At 35.5% G+C, this 15,639-nt stretch carries 14 protein-coding genes; 5 read left to right on the top strand and 9 right to left on the bottom strand.

Annotation, left to right across the window (positions count from 1 at the left end; translation table 11 throughout):
- Positions 1–227: 227 nt before the first annotated feature.
- Entirely contained in the window at positions 228–971 is a 744-nt protein-coding gene (locus tag F7984_RS05930; RefSeq protein WP_066100935.1) for an SDR family oxidoreductase, read from the bottom strand.
- 216 nt (positions 972–1,187) lie between these two features.
- Here F7984_RS05930 and F7984_RS05925 point away from each other — a divergent pair, with 216 nt between their 5' ends.
- Complete coding sequence (locus F7984_RS05925) at positions 1,188–1,691, top strand: sigma-70 family RNA polymerase sigma factor (RefSeq protein WP_140461226.1); 504 nt, start codon at positions 1,188–1,190, stop codon at positions 1,689–1,691.
- A gap of 64 nt (positions 1,692–1,755) precedes the next feature.
- Here F7984_RS05925 and F7984_RS05920 read toward each other — a convergent pair whose 3' ends face one another.
- The gene (locus F7984_RS05920) at positions 1,756–1,950 is read right to left on the bottom strand and encodes a hypothetical protein (RefSeq protein ID WP_066100941.1); all 195 of its coding nucleotides are present in this window, start codon (positions 1,948–1,950) and stop codon (positions 1,756–1,758) included.
- Between the two features lie 271 nt (positions 1,951–2,221).
- Here F7984_RS05920 and F7984_RS05915 point away from each other — a divergent pair, with 271 nt between their 5' ends.
- Together F7984_RS05915 and map are read left to right on the top strand one after the other, a co-directional pair.
- A complete protein-coding gene (locus tag F7984_RS05915) occupies positions 2,222–2,401 on the top strand; it encodes a YkvS family protein (protein ID WP_066100944.1) in 180 nt (59 codons plus the stop codon).
- 166 nt (positions 2,402–2,567) lie between these two features.
- A complete protein-coding gene (gene map, locus F7984_RS05910; RefSeq protein WP_066100948.1) occupies positions 2,568–3,311 on the top strand; it encodes a type I methionyl aminopeptidase in 744 nt (247 codons plus the stop codon).
- 104 nt (positions 3,312–3,415) lie between these two features.
- Here map and F7984_RS05905 read toward each other — a convergent pair whose 3' ends face one another.
- The 6 genes from F7984_RS05905 to F7984_RS05880 form a co-directional block, all read right to left on the bottom strand.
- Entirely contained in the window at positions 3,416–4,441 is a 1,026-nt protein-coding gene (locus F7984_RS05905; RefSeq protein WP_066100949.1) for a YkvI family membrane protein, read from the bottom strand.
- A gap of 229 nt (positions 4,442–4,670) precedes the next feature.
- Positions 4,671–5,108, bottom strand: coding sequence for a MarR family winged helix-turn-helix transcriptional regulator (locus tag F7984_RS05900; RefSeq protein WP_066100952.1), 438 nt, complete (start codon positions 5,106–5,108; stop codon positions 4,671–4,673).
- Positions 5,109–5,895: 787 nt separating this feature from the next.
- Positions 5,896–6,069, bottom strand: a complete 174-nt coding sequence (locus tag F7984_RS05895) for an aspartyl-phosphate phosphatase Spo0E family protein (RefSeq protein ID WP_077247946.1) — start codon at positions 6,067–6,069, stop codon at positions 5,896–5,898.
- Between the two features lie 218 nt (positions 6,070–6,287).
- Positions 6,288–8,432, bottom strand: coding sequence for a PAS domain S-box protein (locus tag F7984_RS05890; RefSeq protein WP_225983712.1), 2,145 nt, complete (start codon positions 8,430–8,432; stop codon positions 6,288–6,290).
- Between the two features lie 179 nt (positions 8,433–8,611).
- Positions 8,612–10,912, bottom strand: a complete 2,301-nt coding sequence (locus F7984_RS05885) for a thiamine pyrophosphate-dependent enzyme (protein WP_066100958.1) — start codon at positions 10,910–10,912, stop codon at positions 8,612–8,614.
- Positions 10,912–11,925 carry a 2-oxoacid:acceptor oxidoreductase family protein gene (locus tag F7984_RS05880; protein WP_066100961.1) on the bottom strand — a complete coding sequence of 338 codons (1,014 nt, stop codon included), beginning with the start codon at positions 11,923–11,925 and terminating at the stop codon, positions 10,912–10,914. The genes F7984_RS05885 and F7984_RS05880 overlap by 1 nt, the downstream gene beginning before the upstream one ends.
- A 319-nt stretch (positions 11,926–12,244) precedes the next feature.
- Here F7984_RS05880 and F7984_RS05875 point away from each other — a divergent pair, with 319 nt between their 5' ends.
- Together F7984_RS05875 and F7984_RS05870 are read left to right on the top strand one after the other, a co-directional pair.
- On the top strand, positions 12,245–13,315 hold the full coding sequence (locus tag F7984_RS05875; protein WP_139891322.1) for an acyltransferase family protein: 1,071 nt from the start codon (positions 12,245–12,247) through the stop codon (positions 13,313–13,315).
- 215 nt (positions 13,316–13,530) lie between these two features.
- Positions 13,531–15,285, top strand: coding sequence for a B12-binding domain-containing radical SAM protein (locus F7984_RS05870; RefSeq protein WP_066100969.1), 1,755 nt, complete (start codon positions 13,531–13,533; stop codon positions 15,283–15,285).
- A gap of 36 nt (positions 15,286–15,321) precedes the next feature.
- Here the strand turns inward: F7984_RS05870 and F7984_RS18920 are convergent, their stop codons facing one another.
- A complete protein-coding gene (locus tag F7984_RS18920) occupies positions 15,322–15,477 on the bottom strand; it encodes a hypothetical protein (RefSeq protein WP_175354219.1) in 156 nt (51 codons plus the stop codon).
- Positions 15,478–15,639 lie beyond the last annotated feature (162 nt).

Genomic DNA, 15,639 nt, shown 5'->3' with positions numbered 1-15,639 from the left:
AACATAGTCTTTCAATAAATATAAGATTCATTTCTAATATATACCAGAATCCTATATACAATGAATTTATTCAGTAAAGTGTTTGCACACAGATAAGCAATTCTACAACTAAATTTCACATAGCTTGGAGAAATATCTATATATTGTATTTCCTATCGATTTTACAACAAAGGTATTTCTAATGACAAATTTGAAGAACCTTTCTATTCTGTTTTTTATTCATATTTTCAATCTTCATAAATCATTTTCCTTGTCATTCCACCATCAATAACCAGATTCTCTCCATTAATAAAATCGTTCTCTGGATCACTTAGGAATAAACATGCTTTTGCTATATCTATTGGCTTACCTACCCTACCCGAAAAATGCTGGGCGTGATCTATCTCACGTAAACCAGTGTAATCAGTCGTTTGAATCCAGCCAGGGCTAATACTGTTAACTCGAATACCTTTTTTGGCTAATGATGCGCCAAGAGCGTGCGTTAGAGCTAGGATTCCACCTTTGGATGCAGCATAAGCTTCAGAATTCGGTTCAGATTGTATGGCTCGGGTTGATGCTATATTAATGATAGAACCACCCGTTCCAGTCATCAGCTTAGCTCCTTCTCTTGCCAAAATAAATACACTTCGTAAATTGGTATTGATAATGCGATTCCAATTCTCTGTTGTCATTTCAAATAATGGAGTAAATTCACTTATGCCTGCATTATTTACTATAATATTTAACCTACCCCATTCACCTCTAATTATTTCCATTATATGAAGGCAATCATCCTCTTTGCTGAGATCGGCCTCAGCAAATAAAGCAACTTTTCCCATTGCCAATAGTTCAGCTTCAATTTTCTTTCCAGCTTCCACATCTATATCGGTTAAAACAACTTTCGCGCCTTTATTTGCATATTGTATTGCGATTTCTTTACCAATCCCATTTGCAGCACCTGTTACTAACACAACTTGATCCTGAAAATTCATTGTATCCAATCCTCTCTTTTAAATTAAATGGTTAGATTTTGTTATAGGAATCCATATTTTTTAAAATAATGATTATTTTAATAGAATTTATCCTCATTTTTCGCTAAAAACTCAACAAATTTTCAAATTTGCTTTTTTTACAGAAAGAATCTTTAAGCGTACTTTAAAGGTACCCGGGAATATAGAGGTCGCTCCTCATAGGGCAGGATTACGAGTATGGAAGACTTCGAATCATTAGTTAACCAATATAATCCATTAATACATCATATTATGAGAAAGCTTAATATTATTTGTGAAAAGGATGAATTTTACCAAATAGGATTAATTGCACTTTGGGAGGCCAGCCAAAATTTCAACCCTGAAAAAGGACAGTTCCTTTCCTATGCCTATAAGTCCATACAAGGTAAAATGCTTATACAGCTTTGCAAGTCCACTAAAATAAATGGGAGAGAATTAAAAAAATCACCTGAGTATTGGGATTTATTAAAGGTTGAAGAAGATGTTTCCTTCCTTGAATGGTACTTCCCTAAACCTTTTCTAACTTCCTTAACAAACAACCAATATATTTGGTTGGCTGAATACATTCAATTTGGTAAAACCATCACAGATATCGCATACGAATACCATGCAACGTATGCAACGGTGAAATCTTGGAAACGGATGGCGCTAAAAAAACTAAAGCATTACCTTGAAATACATCCAGATGTGTTTATCAAATAAGGACAATACTGATTAAAATGTTAACAAACCCAATTACTTTATAATTGGGTTTGTTGATTTCTATTCAGCTTCTAGGCTCCTCTAAATAATGATAGGTCACACCCCCGCCTATATGAGCAGTTCCCCGAAAATGTTTAAAATCTTCCCTTTCTACAAGCACAGATCGAAACGCCATGAAATCCTGCTTTGCAACTTCAAGTTTATCTATTTCTCCATTTTTTAATTGATCAAATATGGATTGGATCTCTTCTTTATTCATTCGTAAAACCTCCTATATATACAAAACATGATACTCTCAAACCCCTACATTAAACAAGTATTCCATAGGAGCGAAAATATAAAGACTATTTATTCTTTTAACATTCCAATTAATCACAATTTATACTATAATTACAATATTATTCTGCATAAGCTAAATAGTAGGGATAATTTCTTTATAAGCGGACTTACGAATCCCGAAATTGCAAGGATATTAGTTTACTAATCAAGATCTGTTGATAACTTTAATAAACTGAAAAGGTGTGAACATGATGAAAAAGGCTGATGTAGGCAATATAATTGAATTCCGCGATGGATTGCGTGGGATTGTAGAAAAAGTAAATGAAAACTCAGTGATTGTTGATTTAACTTTAATGGAGAACTTTCATGATCTTGAATTAGAAGAAAAGACAGTCGTTAACCATAAAAATTATAAAATCATATATGAATAATTCGAGAACGGGGCTACTTGCCTCGTTCTCTTCTTGTCCCATTAATTTCCCTTACTTTAAATTTGTAAAAAACTTAGATATAATAGTGAGAATCGATTCCATCTGGAACCTTTCCACTAAACTTTTTATACTAATGAAGAGCATTACAGAAAGCAGGTTTAGTATCATGATTGTAAAAAACGAAAAAGATTTAGAAGGATTAAAAGCAGTAGGTGCAGTTGTTTCACGTGTCAGGGAAGCAATGAAATTAGCTACCGTTCCCGGTATTACAACACTGGAGCTTGATTTAATCGCAAAGAAAATATTTGAGGAAACCGGAGCTGTTTCTGCACCTAAAAATGAGTATGATTTTCCCGGGTTTACATGTATCAGTGTAAACGAAGAAGTTGCTCATGGAATACCAGGAAAACGTATAATTAACGAAGGCGATATGGTAAATATCGACGTCTCTGCAGTATTAAATGGATATTATGGGGATACAGGAATTTCGTTCCCGGTTGGCACTACAACTAGTGAAAAAGAAAAATTATGCCAATGCGCAGTTGATGCTTTTTATCAGGGAATCAGCAAAGCTAAAGCAGGCTCCAAGAAAAACCAAATTGGTAAAGCTGTCTTCAATACAGCAAAACAAAATGGATTCACTGTCATCAAAAATTTAACCGGCCATGGAATAGGTAGAAGTCTGCATGAAAAACCAGATCATATTTTAAACTATTTTGACCCATGGGATTCAGAGCTTCTTCATGAAGGTACAGTATTGGCCGTTGAACCGTTTATTTCTACAAAAGCAACCATGGTTACAGAAGCCGGTGATGGATGGACATTTATCACGAGTGACAAAAGCTTGGTTGCACAATGTGAACATACTATCATAGTGACAAAGAATGAGCCGATTATATTAACATTATAATGTGCCTACGGCATTGACCTTATAAAGAGAGGGGACTATCCCTTCTCTTTCTTTTTGTCATTTTTATAAATCTTTCTAGAAACAGCATAAATCGTAGCTGACACTTACTTTTTGACAGTTATTAACAGCAAAAAGATTAAACTAATATATCCAAAAATCGGATACAATATAGAGATCAAAGGACCATATTCAATTTGGCCAATTATTAAACTTATGGCAAAAATCCCAACATATAGCGACCAGGAAGGCAGTTCCGTTGCTTTTTTTAGTTGCCTTTCGAGTCCAAAGGCATTTCCAATTAAGGTTGAAAAAATTTCTCCAAAAATAATGAATAAATAGAGCCCATATAAAAAAGGTGCTATTTGTTTCATTACATAGGCAGTAGGAATGTTAATCTGTTCAATTCCTGGTATGGAGGATAAGGAAATATGGCAGCTTACCAAAACAACGGATAAAATAAATCCTCCTAAATTTGCACCTTTTCGAATAATATCTTCATCCTTTATTTCGGCAGCCAATGGAACCAAAACAGCCTGTGTCAAAGCAAGGTTAAATGCCGTATAGGAGAAGGGCGATAAGACCATCTTCCAGCTTACTTCATCAGGAATGGTTAGCAGATTTTGAACAGGATTCATATGGAATAATGAAGCAAACATCAGGATTAAATTAAACATAATCATTGCAGGTACCACAAAGGTGTTAATAGATAATAAACCTTTAGTCCCCCAGCTCATGACAACAATTGATAGAAATGTAGTAAAAAGCATGCCCCCTATTTTAGAAAATCCCAATTGCTCTTCAAATAGACCGCCAACTCCTGACATCATAACACCTGTAACCCCAAACAACATGCCCATAGAGATGATATTAACAAAAAAGGATATACGTTTACCAAATAACCAATCATTAAATTCCATATAATTTTTAATATTTCTATGTAATGCTACAATCATTATTTTTCTGCCAATCCGAATAAAAATAAATCCCGAAAGAAGAATCCCTAATAGGCCATAAAGTCCATATTGGGTAAAAAATTCATATATTTCCTTTCCAGTTGCAAAACCCGCTCCAATAACCGTTCCAACATAAACAGCTGCAACTTGAAAAATATTTACATATTGACGATTCACCCTTGTCCCTCCCCGCTTACTACTCACTGTATGCGGGCTGATTGTCTTTATGACAAATTATTATTCTGGTGAATACCGGTTGCTTCTTACCACCTTGTTTCATTAATGAACGAGTGACATCTTATTTCCTCCTCAGCTTTTAGACAAAAAAATAACTGCCGGTTAACGACAGCCAGTCCATCTTATTCTTCTATTTCATTTTATTCATTAATATATAGGTATTAATGGATTATTTAGTTAACGGTACGGATTTACCAATTCTTTTCAGAAGCTCAATCACCGTTTCCTTCTCTTCGACTGTTAACCCATCCATTAAATGCTCAATTCGTTCCTGATGCTCCGGGAATATCCCTTCCAGGAACTTCTTTCCCTTTTCCGTAATTTGCGCATATGTTACTCTTCGATCATTGGGACATGCAATCCTTTTTAATAATTGCTTTTTTTCCAGCTTATCTACTACATACGTGATACTTCCACTGGCAAGCAGGATTTTATCCCCTATATGCTGCAATGGTTGATCACCTTTATGGTAGAGTAGCTCAAGGACAGCAAATTCGGTTGGATTTACACCTGAGGCTTGGATATATTTGTTGGTATAGTCACTGATAGCTCGAAAAGCCCTCGACAGAACTATAAATACTTTTAAAGATTGATTTTGTTCTTCCATATTTAATCACCCACAATTAACGGATAAAATTCACTATTATCATCCGCGTAATTATACTTCTTTCCTATTAAAAAGTAAAACTTTATAATCATCCTGATAGTAGTAATAACCTAGTATTTAACCTTTATTTATTTTTCACTTTACAATTCTTTTGCAGAACATCCTAATATTTTGAGCACTAATCCTTTATTGATGATGTATAACCTTATGCAAACGAGGAGATTATTTTTCCTAAGGTACAAAATGAATCTTCTAATGTCTTCTAATAGGTATTGCTCTATATAAATAGACATCATATAAGGAATATCCTCTGGATGCAAACAATCATTTCATCTATTCGTAGGATGAGATTCAGTCATCCAAATCGTGCTGTATTGATGGATTTTTTAAGTATGAGCTTTTCAATTCCCAGAAAAAGTACTGCGCACTTAACCTGAAAAAATAGGATTTATAACGAATATGGAGAAGGTCTCGCCTGAGGATAGGTGACGGAAGTGTATGGTATACCTATTCCTTCCACTGTGATCATTTAGAAAAGGGGTTATTCATGCATTCATAAATATGGCCTAAAATCGCGTATACTAAAGGAGTATATAAATCGACCTGGGCTAAAATGTACTTGCCGACCAGGTAGAGATATCTTTTTCAGAACTGATTATACCTATCCTAGTATTAAATTGTTACTTTGCTTTTATCCACAAACCATATGTAAATAGTAAATGGTAAATGGTAAATACGTTTTATGTCATAAAATCCTAGTTTTCACCTTTACGCATTCCTTGTTTATTTAATAATTAGTTATTGAGTATTTCATCCTAATATGTTCAAGAATTAACTGGTCAAGCTGCCGACTCAGATTTAATGTACCTTCATCCAGAAGGCCATTGTTCTTGGCATGGCTAATCATTTGTTCTCTTTTATTTCTTATGGCAGTTTCCAGCCAATCTTTTTGATTCTGCAAGAAAAGCTCCTCCTTCTTATTCACTAAAAAAATAACATTAAGTGGTATTATGTCAGAATTTTAAAATAATGTAAATACAATCGCAAAAAAAGACAAAAAATAATAATTATTTCATCTTCTTATTAAAGAATCTGTCTAACACTTCCAGCAAACAAAAATAAGAAACCCTTATAAATCAGAAGAGTTTCCATTTTACCATCCTATTCTAATTTTTTCTCTCAAGTGAACTCATGATTAATAGGCAGATAGATTTGAAACAGGGTTCCTTTCTCTTCTTCACTGGCAACTTCAATCCAACCGGCGTGCTCTTCAATGATTTTGTAGGTAACCATCAAACCTAGACCCGTCCCCTTTTCTTTTGTTGTATAGAATGGTTCTCCCAATTTATCAAGAACAGTCTCAGGGATTCCGGTTCCATAATCCTGTATCGATATTAATACATGGCTATCAAAAAATAATTCTGTTGTGATATCAATAAACCCTCCTGTAGGCATAGCCTCTATAGCGTTTTTGATTAAATTTATAAAAACTTGTTTAAGTTGGTTACTCTCACAATGGATGGGTGGTATTTTAGAAAAATGTGTGTGGAATTGAATATTATGCATAGATGCCTGCGCACTTAGCAGATCCAACGTATTTTCGATTGTGTTATTTACCTGTTTAATTTGATAGGAAACTGCCTGTGGTTTTGCAAGAATTAAAAAATCTGTAATGATTGTCTCGATTCTTTGTAATTCTGAAGAAATAACCTGGAAATAGGTTGAAAATTCGCCATTCAAGCTGCCTTCCAGTAATTGAATAAAACCTTTCAAAGCTGTCATAGGATTCCTGATTTCATGAGCAATACCAGCTGCCAGCTCACCCACAACATTCAACGTATCTGATTTTTTTAATTGTTCCTCCATTCGAATCTTATCTGTTACATCTCTAAAAATGGTTAGATTCTTACCCGGTATAACATCCAGTCTGGAGGAAAAATCCAGCTGTTTATTTTGCCCATCCCTGCAAGTAAGCTCACACACAAAATGATGATGCTTATTTTTATTGATCAAGGAAATATGCCTTTGTAAATGTTTCATCTGATGTTCAGTCAGTTCGAATATTTCATGGAAGTTTTTGTTTTGGATATGATCAATAGAAGCCCCTATAATTGCAGCACCAGGTTCATTAATATCATATATTTCCCCGTCTGCTCCCCAAATCATAATTCCATCAAAGGTACCGTCAAAAATTTTCTTGAATTTATTTTCCGAGATAAGAAGTTCCTGCTCCATCACCCACTTTTCACTAATATCTTTACAAATTAAAAGAGTATAAGGACTACTGCTAATCTGACTTTTTGTTAATTCTATAATCTTCTTTTTCCCACTCGATGAACTGAAAATAAGCTCATAACTCTCTTGTTCTTCCAAGATAAAAAGCGTATTTATCTTTTCGCCCGTAATTTTCTCTATATTCGTATTAATTAATTCCACCTGCGTTTTCTCAAACAATATGCAGGCTTGCTCATTAGCCTGTACGATGATTCCTTTAGAGTCCAGCATGATTATTCCATCCACGGATTGACAAAAGACATTTTGAATTCCTTCTATTAAATAGTGATTTTGCTCTGATTCTTCAAAACAATCGTAAATAATTGTATAGTACAAACCACTGTAAAAATTAAATTGTGTAGTATATTGATATGTAATCTCTTTTGAATCAAGACAAAGCTGAAATAAATTAAAACGGGAATTTCCGGATGATAGATGCTTGATAACAGTATCAAATTTATCTTTATCGGCGGCAGTAATAAATTGATAAATACTTTTGCCTAGAATTTTCGATCTCTCAATTTTGACCAACCCACAAAAGGCTTTATTACCATCCACGATGATTCCTTCTTTAGTATGGATAACAATATAGCACTTTAAATCATTAATAATATCTACATATAAATTATCCTTTTTTACATGATCCCTTGTACTCTCTGTTTTTAATGGGATTAACACATAGATAATTTTTTTTGAATATGAATCCAAAAGTCCATTAAGTTCAAGCTCAACTGAGCAGGTGTCATCAGAATTCCTTACTGAATATATATAATTTGAAAAACCATGCTGTTTCACGTTTCTGAGTTGATCATCAACCACCTCTTTTGAAACAGAGATATAAAAGTCCCGAAGATTTCCTGGTTTACCCTCTCGCCCTAACTGATGGTATAACTTGATTGCCTGTTCATTCTGAGATATGATTTCCATTTCCAAATCAGTAACAATAATTGCTTTTGTAAATGAGTTTAAAAAATGCTCCCATGTCTCGTAATCAGTTTTCAAGGCCGTATTTTTTTCTATAATCTTTACTTCCTTATCATTCAAATCCATATCAGCCAAGGGGATCCTCCTAATACCTGTGACATAATAAGATACTTATTCTACAAAATTATGGAAAAACCTTTTTAAACAATCAGAATCAGACTAAATACCTCCTTATGGTATAGATTAAAATATAAAAAAACCTGAAGAGATATCTTATAGAATCTCTTCAGGCTTTTAAAATACTATTAAAGGGATGGATTTTCATGCTTAGCCAGCAATCGGTTCCATCTTCTATCCACTTCTTGTTCAAATTCCTCAAGCATACCTGCATTTTCTTCCTGCAGCAGATGCTTTGTTTTCCCCATATATGTTAACCATTCAGATAGTTGAATACGTTTTTTCCTCGTTTCCGGATTATAAGTAATGGTAGTTTCACCATTCTCAACTTCGTATAGAGGGAAGAAACATGAGTTTACTGCCGCTTCCATAATCTTAGCACCATAACGTTCCTCTGCCTTCCAATTCAAAGGACAGGTGATTAATATTTTGCCATAAACGGTACCTACATTCTGCGCATACCATTGTGCCTTCACCGCTTTCTTAATTAAATCCTGCGGGAAAGCTTCCGATCCTGTAAATACATATGGTATTCCAGTGGCAGCCATGATTTGAGCTGTATCCTTATGATGAAAAGCTTTTCCTTTTTGTGCTCTTCCTACACCTGTTGTACTTGTCATATGACCAAGCGGAGTAGAGTAGGACATTTGCGAGCCTGTATTCATATATCCCTCATTATCATACTCAAGCATAATGAGTTTGTGATTGCGCAGTGCAGTTCCAATAGCTGAACCCATCCCTATATCCATGCCACCATCACCGGTGATCATAACGAAGGTCGCATCATCACTGATAGAGATTTCACCACGGCGTTTTTTCTCCAAAAATGCTTCAAGTGTACCTGATAAAGTTGCCGGCCCGTTTTGGAATAAGTTGTGAATCATCGTTTGTTTGTGAGAGCTATATGGATATGCCGTTGTTACCACATAGGCACAGCCTGTTTGGAACAGAACAACAACATCCCCCTCGATTCCTTTAAAGAACAGCTCCAATGCTGGAAAAATTCCGCATCCTGGACATGCTCCATGACCGGAAGCCAAACGTTTTGGTTTGCTCATTAATGAGCGTAAAGGAGGTATACGTACCTTTAATTTTCCACTCTCCTCATCAGGAGTTACCTGAATAAGCCCTGTCTTATATAAATCTTCGTTATTCGGCTTTAAAAGTGGCTGTGGTTGGGCTTCAGGCAATCCCGGATTGACACCGTAATAATCAAATACTTTTTCAATTTGGCCATTATTTAATGTTTGCAATGCCATATCAAAAAATGCCCTTGCATCCTCCGGATAAAAATCCTTTCCTCCTAAACCAAACACACGGCTTAACACAGCAGTATGATTATCCTGATCTTCCTGTAAGGCAGATTTCACTTCATGTGTAAGGTTGGGACCATTGGCACCATAGGAATCTGCTCTCTCGCCAACCAACAGTACTTTAACATTCTTCAGAGCCTTTCTGATTTCTTCTGCCGGGAACGGACGAATTATGTTAGGACTGATCACGCCAGCTTTAATTCCTTGTTTTCTTAAATCATCGACCGTATCTTTAGCTGTCTCGGCAGCTGAATTTAACAGGAATAAGGCAACTTCCGCGTCCTCCATCTTATATAGATCCAATACTCCATATTGGCGACCTGACAGTTCAGCATATTCACAAGCTACCTGAGTAAAAACCTCTCCGGCTTTATACATCGCTTCAGACTGCTGATAGTGATTATTGATCAAATCATCCCCATTCATATGTGCACCAATCGTTACCGGGTTGTGAATATCTACGTGCGGAAAATGAGTTGGCATTTCACCAATAAATTTTTGCACAATCTCTCTATCTTTAAAGTAGTTTACTTTTCTCTTTTGATGGGATGTAAAGAATCCATCATAAGCGACTATAACAGGTAAACGTACATCGGAATGCTCCGAGATTTTCAACGCCATTATATTCATATCGTAAACAGCTTGAGGTGTTCTGGCTGTCAAAATGATCCAACCTGTATTTAAGGCAAAATATAAATCAGAATGGTCGCCACGAATGTCGAGCGGACCACTGATTGATCTAGTAACAAGATTCATAACCATTGGAAATCTTGTACCTGATTGAACAGGTAGCTGCTCTAGCATATACATAAGTCCATTTGCGCTTGTGGCATTAAAAACCCTGGCTCCTGTCACGGCAGCACCATAACAAATACCTGCCGAACCATGTTCTCCATCAGCCGCAATTAATTGAATATCATGTTCTCCTCTGGATTTCATAATATCTAAATACTGAGCTATTTCAGTTGATGGGGTAATTGGAAAATACCCCATTAAGTGATAATTGATTTGTGCTGCAGCCATTGCGGCCATTTCATTACCTGATTCAAAGGTAGTCACTTGTTCAGCCATTGTATCCTTTACCAATTCAGTTAGTTCTACTTCTGATATCGCCATTATTTCATCCCTCCTGCTACATAAGGATTACGTTGTTTCACTGTATTTTCCTCAGCAAAACCTAAGATTTCCCGCATTTCCCGAAGGGCGCTAGTCGGACACGCTTCAATACATTTCAAGCAGCCTTTACAGTATTGATAATCAATCCCTGTTAAAAACATTTGCTTGCGTCCACGCTTATCTTCTCCCTCTTCCCAGACAAAACAAAAATCCGGACAAGCTGTATCACAGGCAGCACAATGTATACATTTTTCAGCATCCCATTCAGGTAAAAAACCCTGTCTGGAACCGGACAAGTCTTTAAGTATACTGTTACCCTGAGCAATGATCGTGCCGCCAATAACTTGGGTTTCGTATCCCAATAAAGGTAATGCTCTTTTAAAACTTTTGCCCTCTGCATCTTGAGGTACCTCAAAATGTTTAAACGTCACTTCATGATAGCCACGTTCAAACGTACGGATATTTGGCTCAACTAAATGTGGATATTTCTTTTCGAATGTTTTTCTAATTACGTCTTTCATGGACTCGGGATTGAGGAAATCACATATACGGAACAAAGCTCCAAGCATAGCTGTGTTCACTTTTGTTTTTTCTTCTACTGCAATACCAAGTGCATCGACGATTGCAAGCGTTCCATACTGAAGATTTAAGTCATTTTTTATTTCATCGAACTGACGAGTTGAATTAACAAGAACGATACCATCCGGACGTAAACCACTCACCACATCAACCATTTTATAAAGTGCTTCATGAAAAACACCAATAACATGAGGCTCTTCAATTGGACTATGATCACGTATTTCAGTTTCGGCATCGCAGAAACGAACAAAGCTCTTTACAGGAGATCCCTTTTTTTCCGAACCATAGGAGGAAAAATTGGATCCATTTAAACCATGCCCCAGAACACCTGATTCAGCCAGCATTTTTCCGGCTAGATTTGCCCCTAGTCCTCCGATTGACTCTAGGCGAATTTCATAAAAACCTTGCTCATTCTTTTTCGGAAGAATTGTCATTATTTTCCCTCCCTATTTCATAACGAAAAAGTTTGTTTAGTTTATCTTTAAATATTATTTAAATACTGATGAATACAGTTTTTTAATTGGAATTATTTATATATTGAAACCAATAGCTATTCTGCATTTAAACTATATATAACAGATATCTATATTCTTATAGTACAGATACATAGATTATAGTACGGAAATACACGATTATCACATTGTTAATAATGGTTCAAATGGATGGTTTTACTAATTCATCTCTCAATTGTTTGATTACCATTATAAAGGGGAATAATAGAAAGAATTTTTCCGGGAATAATAGGAGGCAGCTATGAGACAGAGGGAAAGTTATTTTGACAACGCAAAAGTCATATTAATGTTTTTTGTTGTCTTTGGTCATATTTTACGAACATATATTGATCAAAATGAAACGATTTATGCTTTATACACTACAATCTATACCTTCCATATGCCTGCTTTTATACTGTTATCAGGCTTTTTTGCAAAAGGCTTTAACAAAAAAGGCTATATAAAAAAGCTAAGTACTAAACTGATTCTTCCCTATTTACTTTTTCAGGTTATCTATACGATTTATTATTATTACCTATTTGATAAATCAACACTTAAGTTCGAAGCATTGGAACCCAATTGGTCCTTATGGTTTCTGTTAAGTCTATTCTTTTGGAATTTAATGCTTTTCGTCTTTACAAAATTCAAACCTTTAGTAGGGATTGGATTAGCAATAGCGCTTGCTTTACTTGTGGGATATATTGATACAATCTCTACTTATCTGAGTTTATCCCGAACATTTGTCTTCTTTCCATTTTTCCTGATTGGTTATCACAGTCAGAAGGAACATTTTCAAAAAATAACAACAGTGAAAAGTAAATTTTACGCTTTGGCATCCTTTGGTGTAATTTTTATATGGTTTTCATTTTTCCCGGAAATAGACTCCCAGTGGCTGCTCGGTTCAAAGCCTTATTCGGAAATTGAGACAGTATCGTTCCTTTCTATGTTTAAGCGCCTTGGATTTTTCATCGTTAATTCTCTTATGATCGTCAGCTTTATGGCCCTTGTACCTAGGGGTAGCTATTTCTTTACTAGATGGGGCACTCAAACCCTTTATGTATATTTATTGCATGGCTTTTTTGTCCGGACCTTTAGATTTACAAGTTTAAATGAATATTTCACTACTGCAGAACACTATATACTATTAGCAGCAATTTCATTGATTATTACAATCATCCTGTCGAGTACATTAGTCAAGTCAATTACACAGCCAATGATTGAGTTTAACACCCGTCATACTAAAATGATGTTCTATAAATTAAAAGGCTTATTACATTTTTATAAACAAAAATATGATTTATCTAAATCCATGAATCGCAGTCCTTCGGAATAATGAATATTCCGAAGGACTTTTTTGTACCGCTATATTTCCCAAAACCTTTTACCCATACACTCCATTATTCCCTTGGTCATCTCTCATTTTTAACTACTGAAAATTAAACCGTACCATCTTAGAACCCATGTAAAATATCGCCAATACTGTAAACCCATACTCAAATATGATAATATGAATTGTTAGCAAACGGTGAAAGGAAGTATGACAAATACATGAGAATTATTGGAACTACTTTAAATGCCAAATATATTCATACCAATTTAGCCCTTCGTTATTTAAAAGCGTATGCAGCACCCGAGTACAATGTAGAAATTATTGAATACACCATTAAAGATCCGGTTATGAACATCGTTACAGATTTGTATAACCAAAAGCCAGATGTAATCGGCTTTAGCTGTTATATATGGAATATGGAAGAAATTAAAAAAGTCATTACCATACTCAAAAAAATCAATCCGGACATCTATATTGTTCTTGGAGGTCCAGAGGTAACATACGATCCATTTTTCTGGCTCAAAGATATCCCAGGCGCTGATTTCATCGTAATAGGTGAAGGAGAAGCCACATTTAAAAATCTTATAGCTGAAATAGATGGCAATAAAGACTTTCACACTGTTCAGGGAATTGCGTATCTTGAAGGTGAAAAACCTATCCTGACACCTGCCGCTCCAAAGGTAGATTTAAAGTCTATTCCATCACCATTTAGATTTGAAGAAGATATCCCTAACTTGTCGAAGAGAATCACGTATATTGAAACAAGCCGCGGTTGTCCTTTTAACTGTCAATTCTGTCTCTCATCCATCGAAACCGGCGTACGTTTCTTTAATAGAGAAGATATTAAAGAAGATATCCGTTTCTTGATGAAAAATGGAGCAAAAACAATTAAATTTATGGACCGTACTTTTAATATCAGTCGTAGCTATGCTCTCGACATATTTGAATTTTTAATTAAAGAGCATGAACCAGGTTGCGTTTTTCAATTTGAGATTACAGCAGATATTATGAAGCCTGAAGTAATTGAATACTTAAACAAAGAAGCTCCTCCCGGCCTATTTCGCTTCGAGATAGGAGTCCAATCAACCAATGATTATACTAATGAACTAGTCAAAAGAAAACAGAACTTCGATAAATTAAAGCGTACAGTCACCATGATTAAGGATGGCGGGAAAGTGGATCAGCATCTTGATCTTATTGCAGGACTTCCCGAAGAAAATTATAGCTCCTTCCGAAAAACATTTGATGATGTGTTTGAAATGCGGCCAGAGGAACTTCAATTGGGCTTCTTAAAAATGCTTCGCGGCACAGGCTTGAGAACTCAGGCTAAACAATGGGATTATCAATATATGGATCAAGCCCCATACGAAATTGTCAGCAATAATGTAATGCCGTTTTCCGATATTATTAAAATTAAGCAGGTTGAGGATGTACTGGAAAAGTATTGGAATGATCACCGAATGGATCTTGGAATGGAGTATATAGTAGGCACTGTTTATAGCTCCCCTTTTGATTTCTTCCAAGAATTCGGAAGTTATTGGGAAGAAAAAAAATGGTCACGCATTGGACATCAGCCTGAGGATCTATTTAAGCGCCTCGTCGAATTTATCGGTGTAACGAATCCCGATAGCCTTAAAACACTGATTGCCTTACTAAAAGTGGATTATTTATCACAACTTACCTTTAAACCACGTAAACCATGGTGGGAATATTCCATGACAAAAAATGAGAAATCTCCAATCTATCAGGCCGTTTTGGCTAATCCTCATCTGGTTGGTGAGAAATTTAAGGCACTGAATTTAAACGAAAAAGAACTGTACAAGCATGTTCTGATTGATGAACTATCTATTGATATGAATCATTATTTAGAAACTGGCGAAATAATAACGGCTCCGACCTTGTTGATTGCATACTTCCACCCAAAGCATGGTGGGTCCAAGCTATTTTATGTCCCTTCAGCAGTATTTTCATAAGAAATAGAGCTCGACTAACGTCGAGTCTCTATTTTTTTATTCTCCCTGTTTACCACGCTTAGAATTACGGTTAGCGCCCTTCATTGGGTTCTCACCATGTGTAAATTCCGCAGAAAACTCAGTTTCCTGTAGATTTTTTTTAGGGGTTTTACTCAGTTTATTAACCGCATTCATTTCTGCCTTACGTTTCATTTTACACACTCCTTTATGCGGTTAGTATTTGTTCGGGAATCTATTTCATGCAATATTTCATACTTTATCAAAAGGGAAACCATGCCTATTCCTCCATACTTTAAACTGCATTAGATCATGTTTTTCATCCATATTAATGGTGTGGAGGAATACAAAAATCCA

The sequence above is a fragment of the Pradoshia sp. D12 genome (genome assembly GCF_008935075.1).
Taxonomy (GTDB): Bacteria; Bacillota; Bacilli; order Bacillales; family Pradoshiaceae; genus Pradoshia.
The sequence above is the reverse complement of the archived record's forward strand: the minus strand, read 5'-3'. Positions and strand labels throughout refer to the sequence as shown.

Coding starts and splice junctions, on each gene's coding strand:
- F7984_RS05900 (WP_066100952.1), bottom strand. CDS start 5,108: ATGGAAGAACAAAATCAATCTTTAAAAGTATTTATAGTTCTGTCGAGG.
- F7984_RS05925 (WP_140461226.1), top strand. CDS start 1,188: ATGGAAGACTTCGAATCATTAGTTAACCAATATAATCCATTAATACAT.
- F7984_RS05920 (WP_066100941.1), bottom strand. CDS start 1,950: ATGAATAAAGAAGAGATCCAATCCATATTTGATCAATTAAAAAATGGA.
- F7984_RS05885 (WP_066100958.1), bottom strand. CDS start 10,912: ATGGCGATATCAGAAGTAGAACTAACTGAATTGGTAAAGGATACAATG.
- F7984_RS05880 (WP_066100961.1), bottom strand. CDS start 11,925: ATGACAATTCTTCCGAAAAAGAATGAGCAAGGTTTTTATGAAATTCGC.
- F7984_RS05870 (WP_066100969.1), top strand. CDS start 13,531: ATGAGAATTATTGGAACTACTTTAAATGCCAAATATATTCATACCAAT.
- map (WP_066100948.1), top strand. CDS start 2,568: ATGATTGTAAAAAACGAAAAAGATTTAGAAGGATTAAAAGCAGTAGGT.
- F7984_RS05930 (WP_066100935.1), bottom strand. CDS start 971: ATGAATTTTCAGGATCAAGTTGTGTTAGTAACAGGTGCTGCAAATGGG.
- F7984_RS18920 (WP_175354219.1), bottom strand. CDS start 15,477: ATGAAACGTAAGGCAGAAATGAATGCGGTTAATAAACTGAGTAAAACC.
- F7984_RS05875 (WP_139891322.1), top strand. CDS start 12,245: ATGAGACAGAGGGAAAGTTATTTTGACAACGCAAAAGTCATATTAATG.
- F7984_RS05890 (WP_225983712.1), bottom strand. CDS start 8,432: ATGGATTTGAATGATAAGGAAGTAAAGATTATAGAAAAAAATACGGCC.
- F7984_RS05915 (WP_066100944.1), top strand. CDS start 2,222: ATGAAAAAGGCTGATGTAGGCAATATAATTGAATTCCGCGATGGATTG.